The sequence below is a fragment of the Nitrospirota bacterium genome (assembly GCA_020851375.1).
Taxonomy (GTDB): domain Bacteria; phylum Nitrospirota; class 9FT-COMBO-42-15; order HDB-SIOI813; family HDB-SIOI813; genus RBG-16-43-11.
This window is the reverse complement of sequence record JADZCV010000023.1, coordinates 23,742-38,801: the sequence shown is the minus strand read 5'-3', so window position 1 is coordinate 38,801 and position 15,060 is coordinate 23,742. Positions and strand designations below refer to the sequence as shown.

Annotated in this window: 9 protein-coding genes; all 9 read left to right on the top strand. The window is 47.8% G+C overall.

Annotation, left to right across the window (positions count from 1 at the left end):
* Positions 1 to 84: 84 nt before the first annotated feature.
* Positions 85 to 1,161, top strand: a complete 1,077-nt coding sequence (prfA, locus tag IT393_05040; protein MCC7202016.1) for a peptide chain release factor 1 — start codon at positions 85 to 87, stop codon at positions 1,159 to 1,161.
* On the top strand, positions 1,154 to 2,404 hold the full coding sequence (gene murA, locus IT393_05035) for a UDP-N-acetylglucosamine 1-carboxyvinyltransferase (protein MCC7202015.1): 1,251 nt from the start codon (positions 1,154 to 1,156) through the stop codon (positions 2,402 to 2,404). Before prfA ends, murA begins: the two co-directional genes overlap by 8 nt.
* A gap of 275 nt (positions 2,405 to 2,679) precedes the next feature.
* Positions 2,680 to 3,342, top strand: coding sequence for an ATP phosphoribosyltransferase (locus IT393_05030; protein MCC7202014.1), 663 nt, complete (start codon positions 2,680 to 2,682; stop codon positions 3,340 to 3,342).
* 115 nt (positions 3,343 to 3,457) lie between these two features.
* Positions 3,458 to 4,858 (top strand): histidinol dehydrogenase, encoded by a 1,401-nt coding sequence (hisD, locus tag IT393_05025; protein ID MCC7202013.1) that lies wholly within the window; start codon positions 3,458 to 3,460, stop codon positions 4,856 to 4,858.
* 272 nt (positions 4,859 to 5,130) lie between these two features.
* The gene (hisB, locus tag IT393_05020; GenBank protein ID MCC7202012.1) at positions 5,131 to 5,721 is read left to right on the top strand and encodes an imidazoleglycerol-phosphate dehydratase HisB; all 591 of its coding nucleotides are present in this window, start codon (positions 5,131 to 5,133) and stop codon (positions 5,719 to 5,721) included.
* Positions 5,722 to 6,090: 369 nt separating this feature from the next.
* Positions 6,091 to 7,410 carry a sigma-54-dependent Fis family transcriptional regulator gene (locus tag IT393_05015; GenBank protein MCC7202011.1) on the top strand — a complete coding sequence of 440 codons (1,320 nt, stop codon included), beginning with the start codon at positions 6,091 to 6,093 and terminating at the stop codon, positions 7,408 to 7,410.
* A 331-nt stretch (positions 7,411 to 7,741) separates the two neighbouring features.
* Complete coding sequence (locus IT393_05010; GenBank protein MCC7202010.1) at positions 7,742 to 9,229, top strand: HAMP domain-containing protein; 1,488 nt, start codon at positions 7,742 to 7,744, stop codon at positions 9,227 to 9,229.
* Between the two features lie 25 nt (positions 9,230 to 9,254).
* Complete coding sequence (locus tag IT393_05005) at positions 9,255 to 11,393, top strand: CHASE2 domain-containing protein (protein ID MCC7202009.1); 2,139 nt, start codon at positions 9,255 to 9,257, stop codon at positions 11,391 to 11,393.
* A 275-nt stretch (positions 11,394 to 11,668) separates the two neighbouring features.
* Entirely contained in the window at positions 11,669 to 15,037 is a 3,369-nt protein-coding gene (locus IT393_05000) for a TonB-dependent receptor (protein ID MCC7202008.1), read from the top strand.
* Positions 15,038 to 15,060: the final 23 nt, after the last annotated feature.

Sequence of the window (15,060 nt, the reverse complement as noted above, 5' to 3'; positions counted from 1 at the left end):
GCTTTAAGATCAAAAAGACCTGCCTATGGCAGGTTTTTTTTTGGAGAGAGGTAAGTATAAGTGGCAGTTATTTTGGAAGAAAGCATATTCAACAGGCTTGAAGAGATCATAGAAAAATACAATGGCATGGGGATACTCCTTGGGGATCCCAAGGTCATCGCAAACCGTGCTGAGTTTCAGCGCATTGCCAAAGAACAGGGGGAGATGACCCCATTGGTGGAAAAGTATAATCAGTATAAAGCGCTGGCGCAGAAACTGGCAGAGGCTGATGAACTGATTAATGATGACGCTACGGATGATGACATGAAGGAGCTTGCGCTGGAAGAAAAGACGGTGCTCGAGAAGGAGATGGGGGGGCTTGAGGGAGAGATTAAAACCCTGCTTCTGCCCAAAGATCCAAGGGATGAAAAGAACATTATTATGGAGATTCGGGCAGGGGCAGGCGGGGATGAGGCTGCGCTTTTTGCTTCGGAGCTTTTCCGCATGTATGCAAAATATGCTGAGAAGAAGAGGTGGAGGCTCGAGGTACTCAGTTCAAATTACATAGGCATCGGAGGCATTAAAGAGATAGTCTTTACTATTGAGGGAAAAGGCATCTTCAGCAAGATGAAGTTTGAAAGCGGTGTTCACAGGGTGCAGAGGGTGCCTGCAACTGAGTCCTCCGGAAGGATACACACGTCCACTATCACTGTAGCTGTCCTGGCTGAGGCTGAGGAGGTGGACCTTACTATAGAAGCCAAAGACCTCAGGGTGGATACCTTCTGCGCATCAGGTCCTGGTGGTCAGGGGGTTAACACAACTCATTCTGCTGTCAGGATTACCCATCTTCCTACAGGCATGATCGTATCCTGCCAGGACGAGAGGTCTCAGATAAAGAACAGGGACAAGGCTATGCGTGTGCTGAGATCCAGACTGCTCGAGATAAAAGAGGCTGAAGAGCGGGCAAAGAGGGTGCAGGAGAGGAGAGGACAGGTTGGCACCGGCGACAGGAGCGAGAAGATCAGGACTTATAACTTCCCCCAGAACAGGATTACAGACCACAGGATTGGTCTGACACTCCACAGGCTGGAGGGTGTACTGGAGGGCGATCTTGACGAGATGATCGAGGCGCTGATAACAGCGGATAATGCGGAGAGATTGAAAGAGGTAGCAGGTGGATAAGATATTAATAACCGGCGGCCGGCGTCTTGAAGGCGAGGTGGAGATAAGCGGCGCAAAGAATTCTGCGCTGCCCATAATAACGTCGGCAATCCTGTCTGCTGAAGACTGTATCCTCAATAATGTCCCTTTCCTAAATGATATAAAGACGATGAAGAAGGTGATGGAGAGCATGGGCGCTCACATCATGCCGGACGGTTATACATTCACTATTAATACAAAGGATATGAAGAGTTGTGAGGCTCCGTATGAGCTTGTAAAAACGATGCGGGCCTCAGTTGTTGTCTTGGGCCCCCTTGTTGCAAGGTTCGGTGAGGCAAGGGTATCTCTGCCCGGCGGCTGCGCCATAGGCGCGAGGCCTATAAATCTCCATCTGGCAGGGCTTCAGAAGATGGGCGCTGAGGTGGATATTAAACACGGGTATGTGGAGGTAAGGGCGAAGAGATTAAAAGGCGCAAAGATATATTTTGATATATCAACAGTAACAGGTACGGAAAACCTGATGATGGCGGCTTCGCTTGCTGATGGAGTGACCGAGCTCCGGAATGCAGCCTGTGAGCCTGAGATCGTGGACCTGGCTAATTTTCTAAATATGAGAGGCGCCAGGATAAGCGGGGCCGGCACTGAAACAATAGTCATAGAAGGGGTTTCAGAGTTGCGTGGCGGGACATATGATATCATGCCTGACAGGATAGAGACAGGGACATATGTCATCGCAGGCGCTATTACCCGCGGTGATGTAGTTCTGAAGAAGTGTATCCCTCAGAACCTTGAGGCGGTTATCAGTAAGCTCCGGACTGCCGGCGTAAAGATCGAGACCGGGAGTGATACGATAAGGGTTATTGCTGATAATGGATTGAATGCCGTTGATGTGAGGACAATGCCGTACCCTGGTTTTCCGACAGACATGCAGGCGCAGATAATGTCCCTTATGACAGTCAGTAAAGGGCTCAGTGTAATTACAGAGACGATATTTGAAAACAGGTTTACCCATGTACCTGAGCTGCACAGGATGGGGGCCAATATCAAACTGCAGGGTAATTATGCTATAGTGGAGGGCGTGCAAAAACTGAGCGGCGCCCCGGTTATGGCGACAGATCTGCGTGCGAGTGCATCGTTGATACTTGCTGGGCTTGTAGCAGATGGTCAGACTGAGATCTCCCGCATATACCACCTTGACCGCGGCTATGAGCGCATCGAAGAGAAACTATCAAAGCTGGGAGCGCAGATCGTCCGGATCAGGTAGCGCCGGCCTTTATGGCCGTTCCGGTGCACGGGATAGTGTGAAGTGTTTTTGGGTGAACAGACATAAGCCCTTCGACTGTTCGGCACGCTCACAGCTCAGGACGTAAGGCGTGTAGCAGCAAGGCTCAGGGCTCACAAGGTGTCATGAAAAACGTCATTCCCGCGCAAGCGGGAATCCAGACCGCGGTCTGATTCTGGATTCCCACTCCCCGCTTAAATCCTGCGGGGACAGGTTCCGTGGGGATGACGGGTACTTAGGAGCATTTTCGAGTGAAAATGAAAGAGACGGCACAGCCTGTTACAATAGCCCTTGCAAAAGGAAAACTCCTTGAACATGCTGTAGAGTATTTTGACAAGCTCGGCTTGATTCCTGAGGATGTCAAAGATGCAGGCCGGAGACTCATCTTTAATTCTCCCAAACATGGCCTGACATACCTGATAGTGCGTCCTACAGATGTCCCCACATATGTAGAATATGGCGCTGCTGACATTGGCATTGTCGGGAAGGATATGCTGCTGGAACAGGAAAAAGACCTCTATGAATTGTTTGACCTTAAGTTCGGGCATTGCAAGGTTGTGGTCGCAGGACCAAAGGAGGCAATAGAGCCTTACAAGAACGGCAAGCTGACAAAGATACGCGTTGCCACAAAATATCCCAGGATTACTGAGCTATACTTTGGCAGCCGCGGTGTCCATGCAGATATAATTAAACTCTATGGTTCCATAGAACTTGCGCCGCTGGTTGGCTTGTCCCATGTCATTGTTGACCTGATATCAACCGGCAGGACGCTTAAAGAAAACAACCTTGAATTAATTGAGGTCGTCACAGAGTCAACAGCCCGTCTTATAGCAAACAGGGCCAGCCTGAAGCTCAAGTATGAAAGGATAATGGGGATTGTTGATGACCTGAGAAGGGTTATTTCAGGTGAACCGTCATGAGCCGGGGCTCACATAGGCAGATGAAAATCCCCCTTAGTCCCCCTTTTTCAAAGGGGGAAATTAGTTCCCCCTTTAGTAAAGGGGGGATAGGGGGGATTTGAACGGAGATTTTCGAGTGAAGCTAATAAAAACAGATAGCCGTGGGTTTGCAAAAGTAAGGGCGCAACTCCTTGCAAGGGGTGTAACTTATGGGGAATCCATAGAGAACTCAGTCCGGAAGATTATAGATGACGTCAGGGTTAACGGTGACAGGGCGCTGATCAAATATACAAAAAAGTTTGACAGAGTTTCTCTAACGCCTGAAACGCTGCAGGTAGATAAAAAAGTCATCCAGGATGCCTATGCCAGGGTGAACCCTTCTGATGTCGATAGTTTAAAATACGCGGCATCCAGAATCAGAAAGTTCCATGAACACCAGAAGACGTCAGGATGGCAATATAAAGATAACGGCGTGATGCTCGGACAGATGGTTACTCCGCTGGACAGAGTTGGCGTTTATGTGCCTGGCGGGAAGGCGGTCTATCCATCTACAGTCCTGATGAGCGTTATCCCGGCCAGAATTGCCGGTGTAAAAGAAGTCATCGTATGTACGCCGACACCAGCATCTGGTTTCCTTAGTCAACCTGAACTTGTTTCAGTGTCTCAAACGAGGCAGGGTCAGGAGATTCTGAAACAAGTTCAGAATGACAAATGGCGGAATGACAGGGTGGGCGGATATTCAGGTGCAATAAACCCATATATCTTAGTTGCAGCGGACATAGCCGGTGCTGACAGGATTTATACTGCCGGAGGGGCGCAGGCTGTTGCTGCTATGGCGTATGGTACTGATACTGTACCGCGCGTGGACAAGATAGCCGGACCTGGCAATATCTATGTGGCAGTGGCAAAGAAGCTCTTATATGGTCAGGTGGATATAGACATGATCGCAGGACCAAGCGAGATACTTATCGTTGCTGATGATACGGCGGAGCCGTCATTCGTTGCGATGGACATGTTGTCCCAGGCGGAGCATGATGAGGAGGCGGTTGCAGTTCTTATTACGACATCTGAATCGTTTGCAAAGAAAGTCGTACAGCTCATAAAATCAGAGATGAAGCATCAGCCCCGAAGGCGTGTAATACGAGAGTCCCTAAGGAATCACGGCCTCATCATTGTGGCAAGAGATTTAAATGAAGCTGTTGAACTGACGAATGAGTTTGCAGCGGAGCATCTGTCACTGCAGGTGGCACAACCGGAGAAACTCCTGAAAGAAATAAGGCACGCCGGTGCAGTCTTTCTTGGCAGTTACACACCCCAGACAATGGGAGATTATGTTGCAGGCCCGAACCATACGTTACCTACCGGAGGAACAGCAAGGTTTTTCTCACCCCTCAGTGTGGATGATTTTGTAAAAAAGACGAGTGTGGTAATGTATAGCAGGATGGCAATAAAAAATGATGGCAGTGTCGCATCAAGACTGGCAGAGATTGAAGGCCTGTACGCACACAGCGAGGCAGTCAGGATAAGGATGAAATAGCAACTAAGAACACTTTCGCAGCAGAAGACACGATGGTAAGTGTCTCTATTAAAGGGTATTTGTGGGTACTTGGGGGGATTTTCAGATGAACCGTCATGAGCCCTTCGACTGTTCGACAAGCTCACAGCTCAGGGCTCACAAAGGTTTATGAAAACGTCATTCCCGCGTAAGCGGGAATCCAGACCGGGGCATAGTTCTGGATTCCCACTCCCCGCTTAAATCATGCTGGGACAGGTTCCGTGGAAATGACAGGTACATAGGAGCATTTTCAGATGAAGAGAATAAGCCAGATTAAACGAAAAACGGCCGAAACGAATATTAAGTTGAGATTCACAATTGAAGGTCAGGGCAAAGGGAAAATAGACACCGGCATCCCTTTCCTTGATCATATGCTGACGCTCTTCGCAAAACATGGTTTGTTCGATCTCAACATCGCCGCAGTTGGTGATTTGGATATAGACTATCATCATACAGTCGAAGACATAGGAATTGTGCTTGGTAAGGCGATTGCGCAGGCAGTTGGAGACAAGAAGGGCATCAGGCGTTATGGGAGTGCTTTAATTCCTATGGATGAGACACTTGCATCCGTTGCCCTCGACATCAGCGGCAGGCCATATCTGGTATATAGCGTGGCGCTTCCGAAAAGGGGAAAGATCAAAGAGTTTGACGCTGACCTGATCGAGGATTTTTTCCAGGCGCTTGTCACATCAAGCGGCATTACGCTGCATGTCAACATGAGATACGGCCGCAACATCCACCACATCTTCGAGGCCGTGTTCAAGGCATTTGCAAGGGCGCTTGACGAGGCAACGTCAGTTGACATCAGGGTTAGCGGTATCCCTTCCACTAAGGGAAGGCTATGAGTAATCCAGTTTTCCATCAGGGTATGTAGTGTATCCTTTCATGTTTGCTTAGTATCCTTTTGTGTACAGAGATTTAAACCCTGAGTCATTGCACACCTATTTATCCTCATTATTTCAAGTAATTATAAGATCAATTAAGAAAACAACAGGGCATTATAATTGCAATACAGTGGTCTATAATGTTCTGGAGGCCAATTAATTATCTGTATATAAATTGACAGTTATAATAGATGCACATATAATCCCCCATGTGTGTGTCTATGTCTTCCCTGGAGTTTAGTAAGGAGAACAGATGTGGACAATCTAAGCAGCGGAGTAAGGCCCTGTAGAGAAAAAATTCTTGTTGTTGATGATGATCGTGATATCCGGATGATTATTAAAGACAGGCTCGAGATGCTCGGATATCAGACGCTTACTGCCTCGGATGGGCAGGAGGCATTAAAATCCATAGCCCAGCAGGAACCTGATGCTGTATTTCTTGACCTTCAGATGCCCCGTATGGATGGGATGGAGGTACTCAGGAGTTTAAAAGAATATCCTAATCTCCCTGTCATTGTCATTACTGCCTTCGGTACCATTGAAAAGGCCGTGGAGGCCATAAAAGAAGGCGCCTTTGATTTTATCACGAAACCTTTTTCAGCGGGTCATCTCGATATCGTAATTAAGAAGGCTCTTGAATGCAGGTCGCTCAAACGGGAAAACCTCTATCTTCAGGGGGAGGTCGATCGTTCTTTTCCAGGGATTATAGGAGAAAGTCAGAAGATAAAAGAGGCAACTGAAATGGCTAAAAAAGTTGCCCTCACCTCTTCCACGGTTCTCCTCCTGGGAGAGAGCGGAGTCGGTAAGGAGGTCTTTGCCCGTCTGATTCATAGATCAAGTGACCGGTCTAAAAAGCCCTTTGTGGCTGTTAACTGTGCCGCCCTCCGGGATGAACTCCTTGAAAGTGAGCTATTCGGCCACGAAAAGGGGAGCTTTACCGGGGCATTCCAGATGAAGCGGGGGAAATTGGAGGTTGCAAATGGAGGCACAATCTTTCTGGATGAGATTGGCGATCTTAAACCTGAACTTCAGGCTAAGATTCTCAGGGTTCTGGAAGAGAGGGAGTTTGATCGGGTTGGTGGAACCCAGTCTGTCCGGATTGATATACGGACGATTGCGGCGACTAATCATAACCTTTATAAGAAGGTACAGGACGGACGGTTCCGGGAAGACCTGTTCTTCCGTCTCAATGTAGTAACAATCCATCTCCCTCCCCTCAGAGAAAGAAAAGAGGACATCCCCGCATTGGCAGACTTTTTTTTGGAGCGGGCCTGTTATGAAGTAAAAAAACCGCTGATGAAGTTTACCCGGGAGTCTATGGAACATCTGATGAATTATCACTGGCCGGGCAATGTGAGAGAGTTGCGCAATTTGATTGAACGGGCGGTCGTATTGTCTGAAGGAGTGGAGATTACGCCGTATGATCTTCCCTACAGCCCATTTGTCAATTCGGCTGAAGAAAATCATCTGATCAAGCCTTATCATGATGCGGTCTTATCGTATCAGAAAGAAGTCATACTGCACGCCCTGAAACAGGCAAAAGGAAACCAGAGCAAGGCAGCAGAATTTCTGAATCTTCAGCGCACATATTTAGCCCGTTTGATTAAGAAGATGAACATCAAAGACTCAATTAAGGATGAACCGTCATGAGCCCCTCGACTGTTTGTCTTGGGACCAGCTCAGGACGTAAGGCGTTTAGCTGCAAGGCTCAGGGCTCACAAAGGATCGTGAAAACGTCATTCCCGCGTAAGCGGGAATCCAGACCGCGGCCTGGTTCTGGATTCCCACTCCCCGCTTAAATCCTGCGGGGACAGGTTCCGTGGGAATGACGGGTACACAGGAGCATTTTCAGGTGAACCGTCATGAACCAGGCCTTACAAAGACAGATGAAAATCCCCCTTAGTCCCCCTTTACAAAGAGGGAAATCAGCTCCCCCCTTTATTAAAGGGGGGAGAGGGGGGATTTGAACGGGGATTTTCGGATGAACTCTCTCAGGGCAAAACTGATTGTTTTCTTCACTCTTCTCATATTGTTATCTGCCACAGTTTTAGTCACTTCATTTTATTTTCAGGGCGTGACGTGGTTGTTTCCCACAGCCCTCATGTGTTTAATAATGGTCGAGGGAATAGTCCCTATCTGCTACCTCTCAAAGTTCCATATAAAACCGATGGGTACTCTCATACAGGCTGCCAGGAAAGTTACAGAGGAAGGAGATTTATTAAAGGTGACCGTGCCTGCCTGCGGCGATGAGATGGGAGAGCTTGCGAGGACATATAATGAGATGGTCTCTACACTCAGCCACCGAAAGAATCAGTGCCTCGAACATGGTCAGCAATTAAAAAGACTGAATAGTAAACTGGCAGAAATGAATCAAACGCTTGAAGAACGGGTCAGAAAAAGAACAACGGAGATGCAGGATGTAATTCGCCATATCCGTGATGAGAAGAGAAAGTCCGAAAGTATTCTCCTTAATATAGAGGACGGTGTGATCGTTGTTGATGTCAATGGGAGTATAATTCATATAAATCGCGCCGCCGGAAGAATGTTTAAGAAAGAAGGCAGGGATTCCGAATCCAGGCTTTTATCTGATCTGTCTCAGTTACCTCATTTATGCAGTATTTTTAGTAATCTTGCTATAAAAGACAAGGGTGAGATGGAGGTCAATGACCCGGAATCCAATTTACCCAGGGTAATTATGTACTCATCCTTCCCATACAGAAACGATAAAGGCCTTCTACTTGGAAAGATAGCGGTCTTTCATGACATTACACACTTTAAAGAGGCGGACAGGCTCAAATCGGAATTTTACTATCAAATCTCTCATGAATTAAGGACCCCGCTGACCGCTATAAGGGGGTATATAGAAAATCTGTGTGACGGCATTGCCGGGGATTTGAACAGTAAACAATTAGAGTACCTTGATCGAATGACAAAAAACTCAGAGATACTTATACGTAGGGTCAGTGATATATTAGACATCTCCCTTATCGAGTCAAAGAAGATGCAAATACATCTTGCCCCAATGCCGTTGTATGATCTCATCGGCCAGGTGGTGAATGAGCTTCGTCCCCTTGCAGCACAAAAAACTCTCGATGTCAGTTTGGCTGAATTTGAAGGAAATGGCCGGATTCAGGGAGACAGGGAAAAGATTAAACAGGTCATCACGAAACTGCTCGATTATTCCTTTATGTATGCCCAGCCGGGGGGGCGGATAACTATCTCCCTGGCCCAGAATGGCAAATTTTTCGTGACCTCTATCAGAAATACCGGGATTGAGATTCCACCGAAGGAAAAGACCCGTATATTTGATCGCTTTTACCGGCCCGACCCGTCCTCAGTTGCGGAATCAAAAGGAACAATAAATGGCCTTTTTGTTGAAAAAAATATTATTGAGATGCATGGCGGACAGATCGGGATAGATAATGAGGCGGCAAAGGGAAGTGAGTTTTACTTTACGCTTCCGGTTTAGTCCCAAATATTCAGGAAAACGTGTAATGGCTAAGTGGCATAAGGCGATCATCCTCGGTTTTGTCATAGGAGTATTCGGTCTGATAATGACTATAATTCCATATGGGGATGATCTTGAAGAAGGACTCGGTCTGGGAATTCTTTTTAAACTCAGAGGGAAAGTGCCTCCGCCACCGGAGGTCGTCGTCATTGCCATGGATAAAGAGTCTGCTGTTAATCTTAATCTGCCTCATGACCCTAAGAAATGGCCCCGCACCTATCATTCCCGGCTTGTTCAAAAATTGGTACAGGAAGGTGCAGGCGTCATTGCCTTTGACGTCTTTTTTGAAGACCGGCCTCTGGTTGAAGAAGACCGTCTGTTTGCCAGGACGATCAAAGATGCATCCAATGTGGTACTCCTTGAATATCTGAGAAAAGAGTTGTTGCCATTAAAGGGTCGCAGAGATCAGGTTGTCACTGAAGTGACTATTGAAAATAAAGTGGAACCAGCGGCTCTTCTTGCGAAGGAAGCAGTTGCCCTCTCCTCCTTTCCACTACCAAAGTATCCATGGAGAGTAAACTGGTACTGGACCATTGATTCCAGCGGGGCGCCTACGATGCCAGGGACAGCATTCCTTGTTTTTTCATTGCAAGCCTATAACGAGCTGACAGACCTGCTGAATCAAGCACTTAATCACACGGAAATTGTCCATACTGAAGAAGATAAGGCGAACATCTCTTCTTTATCCGGCGCCAGAAGATTACTCGCGCTTAAAAAAGAAGATATTATAGCCGGCAAAAAGATAGAAGACTTTTCAAAGAACCTCAAAGATATATTTGGTCAAAAGACATTGATCTCAGAGTTCATTGCGGATGAGTTGGGGAATCCTGACGCATCCTATAAGGGCGATAAGGGGATAAAAATCCTAAGTGCGTTGAAAGATATGTACAAAGGCAGCGACGAGATCCGCCACCTGAATTTTTACGGGCCTGCCAGGACAATAACTACCATTCCCTATTATCAGGCGCTCCAATCTGATGGCAAGACAATAAGCGGTCAGAAGCCGTTTGATTTTAAAGGCAAGGCGGTTTTCATAGGGGTATCTGAGATTAATCAGGCTGAACAAAGAGATAGTTTCTACACGATCTACTCTGAATCAAAAGGCCTCGATTTAAGCGGTGTGGAGATCTGTGCAACCGCATTTGCGAACCTGCTGGATGATACTTCCTTACAACCTCCGGGATTCATAATCCGTATCCTGACGGTCCTGATCTGGGGGGCCGGCATTGGGATGATCTCTTTTTTATTTCCACCACTGAAGGCCATGTTATACATTTTGGGCCTTATGATATTTTACGCTGGAGCTGCCTATTTCCGGTTCAAGACAGCAGGTATCTGGCTTCCATTGGTCATTCCAACAATGCTCCAGGTTCCCCTTGCCGTACTTGCTGCTGTTGTCTGGAGGCATGTAGAGATAAACAGAGAACATCAGATTGTTCAGATGAAATCAGAATTTATCTCCCATGTTTCTCACGATCTTCGAACTCCCCTCACAGTAATCAAGGGTTATATTGATAATCTGCGGGATGGAATTACAGGGGAGTTGACAGAGAGACAGAAAGAGTATCTTAACCGGATATCTAAAAACGCGGAAAGGTTGTCACATCTGATTAATGACCTCCTCGATACATCCCGTATGGAATCGGGCCGGGTAAAACTAAAGCGCGGTTCCCTTCATCTCGATCATCTCATTAACAATGTGGTCGAAGACCTGAGGCCCGTGGCAGCTGCAAAAAATATTGCGATCAGGGTCAATACCCAGAATGAGGAGCTGGAGGTTAAGGGGGATCAGGAAAAATTGGAACAGGTTGTCACAAACCTTCTTGAAAATGCAATCAAGTTTACCTGTCCCGGAGGTCATGTCACCATTAATCTGCAAAAAGATCAACGGTCTTTTACAGTCTCGATAAGAGATACAGGGGTAGGGATCCCACCAAAGGAGCAGTCGCGGGTCTTTGACCGTTTCTACAGGATAGAAGAACATGGTTGCCTTACAGAAGAAAAGGGAACAGGCCTTGGACTCTACATTGCAAAGACCATAGTTGAGCTTCATGGGGGCAAAATCCGGGTAACCAGCGAGAGTGGAAAGGGGTCTGAATTTTCCTTTACCATACCCATGAGGTGACATTTCAGTGTGTATCTTTTTGGTGTTTGCCATGTATCTGTTTAGATAGCATCTCGACTAACAAAAGGCTTATCCTGCGATCAGATTTAGTCTGCAAAAAAGATGTAGACTCATAACTCTTTGACAATAAGGGATATTTTCCTGTATAAAAGGAGATAGTTGGGAATTTATCCTGATGGTACAAGTTCTGCATTTATATTTTTAAAAATACAAAAAAGGTAATAGAAATATAATTCGATCAATCTTGCCATTGCTTACTATAGGGGGCGCCTGATATGCATATCCGCTTTTTTCTGATATCTGTCATGACTATAATTCTTATTGGAACTTCTTTCAACGGATCAGCAAGCTCTATGGAATGCGGGCAATGGACTGCGAGGGTCGTCTCAGCAGAGGGGCATGTAGAATCACTGAGAGCCGGCGAGTCTGTTTGGAAAGAGGTGAAGATTAATGACACCTATTGTCCTGCTGATATGATCAGGACTCTTGAGAAGAGCCGGGCCGCGATCCTCCTTTCAAATGAAACCATTCTGCGTCTCGCTCAGAAGACGATAATTAAATTCTCCGAACCCAGGAAGCCATCTCTCCTTGAAATAATAACAGGACACATCCTCTTTATTACACGCACTCCCAGGCCTTTCACCATAGATACTCCTTTTGTGAATGCGGCAAGCGAGGGGACGGAGTTTGTCATCGAGGTCAATGAGGAAAAGAAATCAACCACGGTGACCGTAATAGAAGGAAAGATAGCCGTTAAGAATGAGGCTGGCAGCGCGACGATTCTAAGCGGCCAGGCCATGACAGTCATGGTCGGAGAACCGCCTGTGTCCCGTATCGTTGTCCGGCCCCTTGATTCGATCCAGTGGGCGCTCTATTATCCCCCTGTCCTCAGTTTCAGTGAACTTCGACTGGAGGAGCTTGAACCGGCTGGAGAAGGGGAATGGCCTTCCATGGTGAGAAGGTCCGTCGGGTTCTATGCGGAAGGGAATATGGAAGAGGCGTTTGCTGCGATCAAAGACGTTCCGGAAGGAATCCTGGAGCCGCGATTTTATGTTTACCGGGCCTCTCTCCTCCTTCTGGTCGGCCGGCTCGATGAAGCAGGCCAGGATATCCGGAGGGCATTGGACATTACTCCTGATTTTAGTCAGGCCCTGGCGCTTCAGTCTGTTATGTCTATAACGAGGAATGAAAAAGAGTCAGGTCTCAGGCTGGCGCAAGAGGCTGCCCGCACTGACCCGGACTCTGTATCAGCGCGGGTCGCCCTCTCCTACGCGTGGCAGGCCAGCTTCAATATTTCAGAGGCCGTTACTGCCGCAAGAGAGGCTGTGCGCCTGGATCCTCAAAGCTCCCTTGCCTGGGCCAGACTGGCTGAACTTCTGATGGCCGAGGCCGACACGGACCAGGCGCTCGATGCAGCAAGGAAGGCCGCAGAGATCAATCCCCGGGAGTCGCGGGCTCAAACAGTCCTCGGATTTGCCTATCTCATTCAGATCAGGATCCCGGAGGCTAAAACAGTCTTTGAAAAGGCCATCACATTAAATTCTGCTGACCCCCTCGCAAGAGTCGGACTCGGACTGGCCAGGATTCGGGAAGAGATGCTCAAAGATGGACGGGAGGAGATCGAGATCGCGGCGGGTCTTGACCCGAATAATTCATTCATCAGGAGCTATCTCGGCAAGGCCTACTATGAGGAGAAAAGGGATGACATCGCGGGTATCCAGCTCGATATGGCCAAAGAACTCGATCCTAAAGACCCGACACCCTATCTCTATGACGCTATCCGGAAGCAGACGGAGAACCGGCCAGTAGAAGCGCTCCATGATCTCCGGAAATCGATCGAGCTGAATGACAACCGGGCGGTCTACCGGTCCCGATTCCTTCTGGATAATGACCAGGCGGCGCGCAGTGTCAGCCTCGGCCGCATCTATGGCGACCTTGGTTTTGAACAGGCGGGCCTGGTTGAAGGGTGGAAATCGGTTACTACCGACCCGGTGAATTATTCAGCCCACAGGCTCCTGGCGGATTCTTATTCAGCGCTACCCCGCTCTGAGATTGCCAGGTTGAGCGGAATCCTCGTCTCCCAGTTGCTGCAGCCGTTGAACAACAACCCTGTCCAGCCGTGGCTGAGCGATAGCTCTCCGGCCATACTGGCAGGTTCAGGCCCCCTCAATCCGTCGTATAATGAATTTAGCCAGCTTTTTATTCGTGACCGTGTTCAGCTTCTCCTCGGCGGCGTCTTCGGAGAGCAGAAAACGCTGGGCGAGGAGGTCATTGTCACCGGCTTGCATGGAAGATATTCCTACAGTCTGGGCCAGTTTCACCTCAAGACAGACGGATTCAGGAAAAATAACGATATAAGACAGGACATTTACAATGTCTTCATGCAGGCTGGCCTGACTCATAAGCTGAGCATTCAGGGAGAGGTCCGCGTTCACGATACTGAAAGCGGTGACATTGGTCTTCGATCCGATTCTGAGAATTTTTCTCCTGCCCTTGATTTGAAAATCAAAAAGACAATTTATCGATTGGGCCTTCACTACGCCCCCGGACCTGGATCGGATATTATCGTCTCCGTTTTACACCAGGATCATAATGAAGATCAATTCGAACCATTACCAAGTTCAATCACTACAATGAAGGGGCAACTAAAGGGTCACATTCTGGAAGCCCAATACCTGTTCCATTTGAGACAGGTAAGCTTCATCACGGGAGCCGGCCGGTTTGACGGGAAAGAGAACATAGACGCCAGTCTCGTCTTCCCCCCACCGGACGACATATTTAACTTTTCTGACGAGAGTAAGGATACTATTCGCCATACCAATTTTTATCTCTACTCCCTCATCCATCCTGCATCGAATGTGACTTTGACAATCGGAGCCAGTGCAGACCTGTATAAAGGCATCGTAGGGGATGTTGACAAAGTGAATCCTAAATTTGGACTAATATGGAATCCGGTCCCTTCGACAACGCTGCGCGCGGCCGCTTTCGGCGTTCTGAAGAAGACTATTATCTCAAGTCAGACAATCGAGCCCACCCAAATTGCCGGATTTCAGCAGTTCTTTGATGATGGTGATGGTACGGATTCGAGGCAATATGGGATCGGACTCGACCAACAATTTTCTCCGGATTTATCCGTAGGCGCGGAATTCACCTACAGGGATTTAAAGACTCCTGTATTAGTCTTCTTCCCTGAAGAAGGAACGATGGAAGAGAATGGCGATTACAGGACAGGCCGCGCGTACCTCTATTGGGTCCCGTCATCCTGGATCGCGACCAGCGCGGAATATTACATTGAAAGATTGGACCAGACCGGCCTTGATTTCCACGAGTTTAATACAGATCGCATCCCTTTGAGCGTCAGGCTCTTTCATCCATTTGGACTCTTTGCAAAACTGAAATCAACTTATATCAATCAGACGGGTGAATTTTTGAACGACTTGACCGGCAACTACAAACCCGGTGAGGATCGATTCTGGGTTTGGGATGCCAGCATAGGATATAGTTTGCCGAGGAGGAGGGGAATTCTTGCAATCGATGCTAAAAATATTTTCGATCGACGATTCCGGTTCCAGGAAATTGATTCCATGAACCCCCTCATTCAACCGGAAAGGCTGATCATTCTCAAGCTGACGGTGTCTATTTAATAGTAGAAAGGAGGGTGATGCGA

What these genes read in the sequence shown, in the direction of transcription:
- IT393_05000 (MCC7202008.1), top strand. Translation starts at nt 11,669, where the DNA reads ATGCATATCCGCTTTTTTCTGATATCTGTCATGACTATAATTCTTATT.
- IT393_05005 (MCC7202009.1), top strand. Translation starts at nt 9,255, where the DNA reads ATGGCTAAGTGGCATAAGGCGATCATCCTCGGTTTTGTCATAGGAGTA.
- hisB (MCC7202012.1), top strand. Translation starts at nt 5,131, where the DNA reads ATGAAGAGAATAAGCCAGATTAAACGAAAAACGGCCGAAACGAATATT.
- IT393_05010 (MCC7202010.1), top strand. Translation starts at nt 7,742, where the DNA reads ATGAACTCTCTCAGGGCAAAACTGATTGTTTTCTTCACTCTTCTCATA.
- IT393_05015 (MCC7202011.1), top strand. Translation starts at nt 6,091, where the DNA reads ATGATTATTAAAGACAGGCTCGAGATGCTCGGATATCAGACGCTTACT.
- IT393_05030 (MCC7202014.1), top strand. Translation starts at nt 2,680, where the DNA reads ATGAAAGAGACGGCACAGCCTGTTACAATAGCCCTTGCAAAAGGAAAA.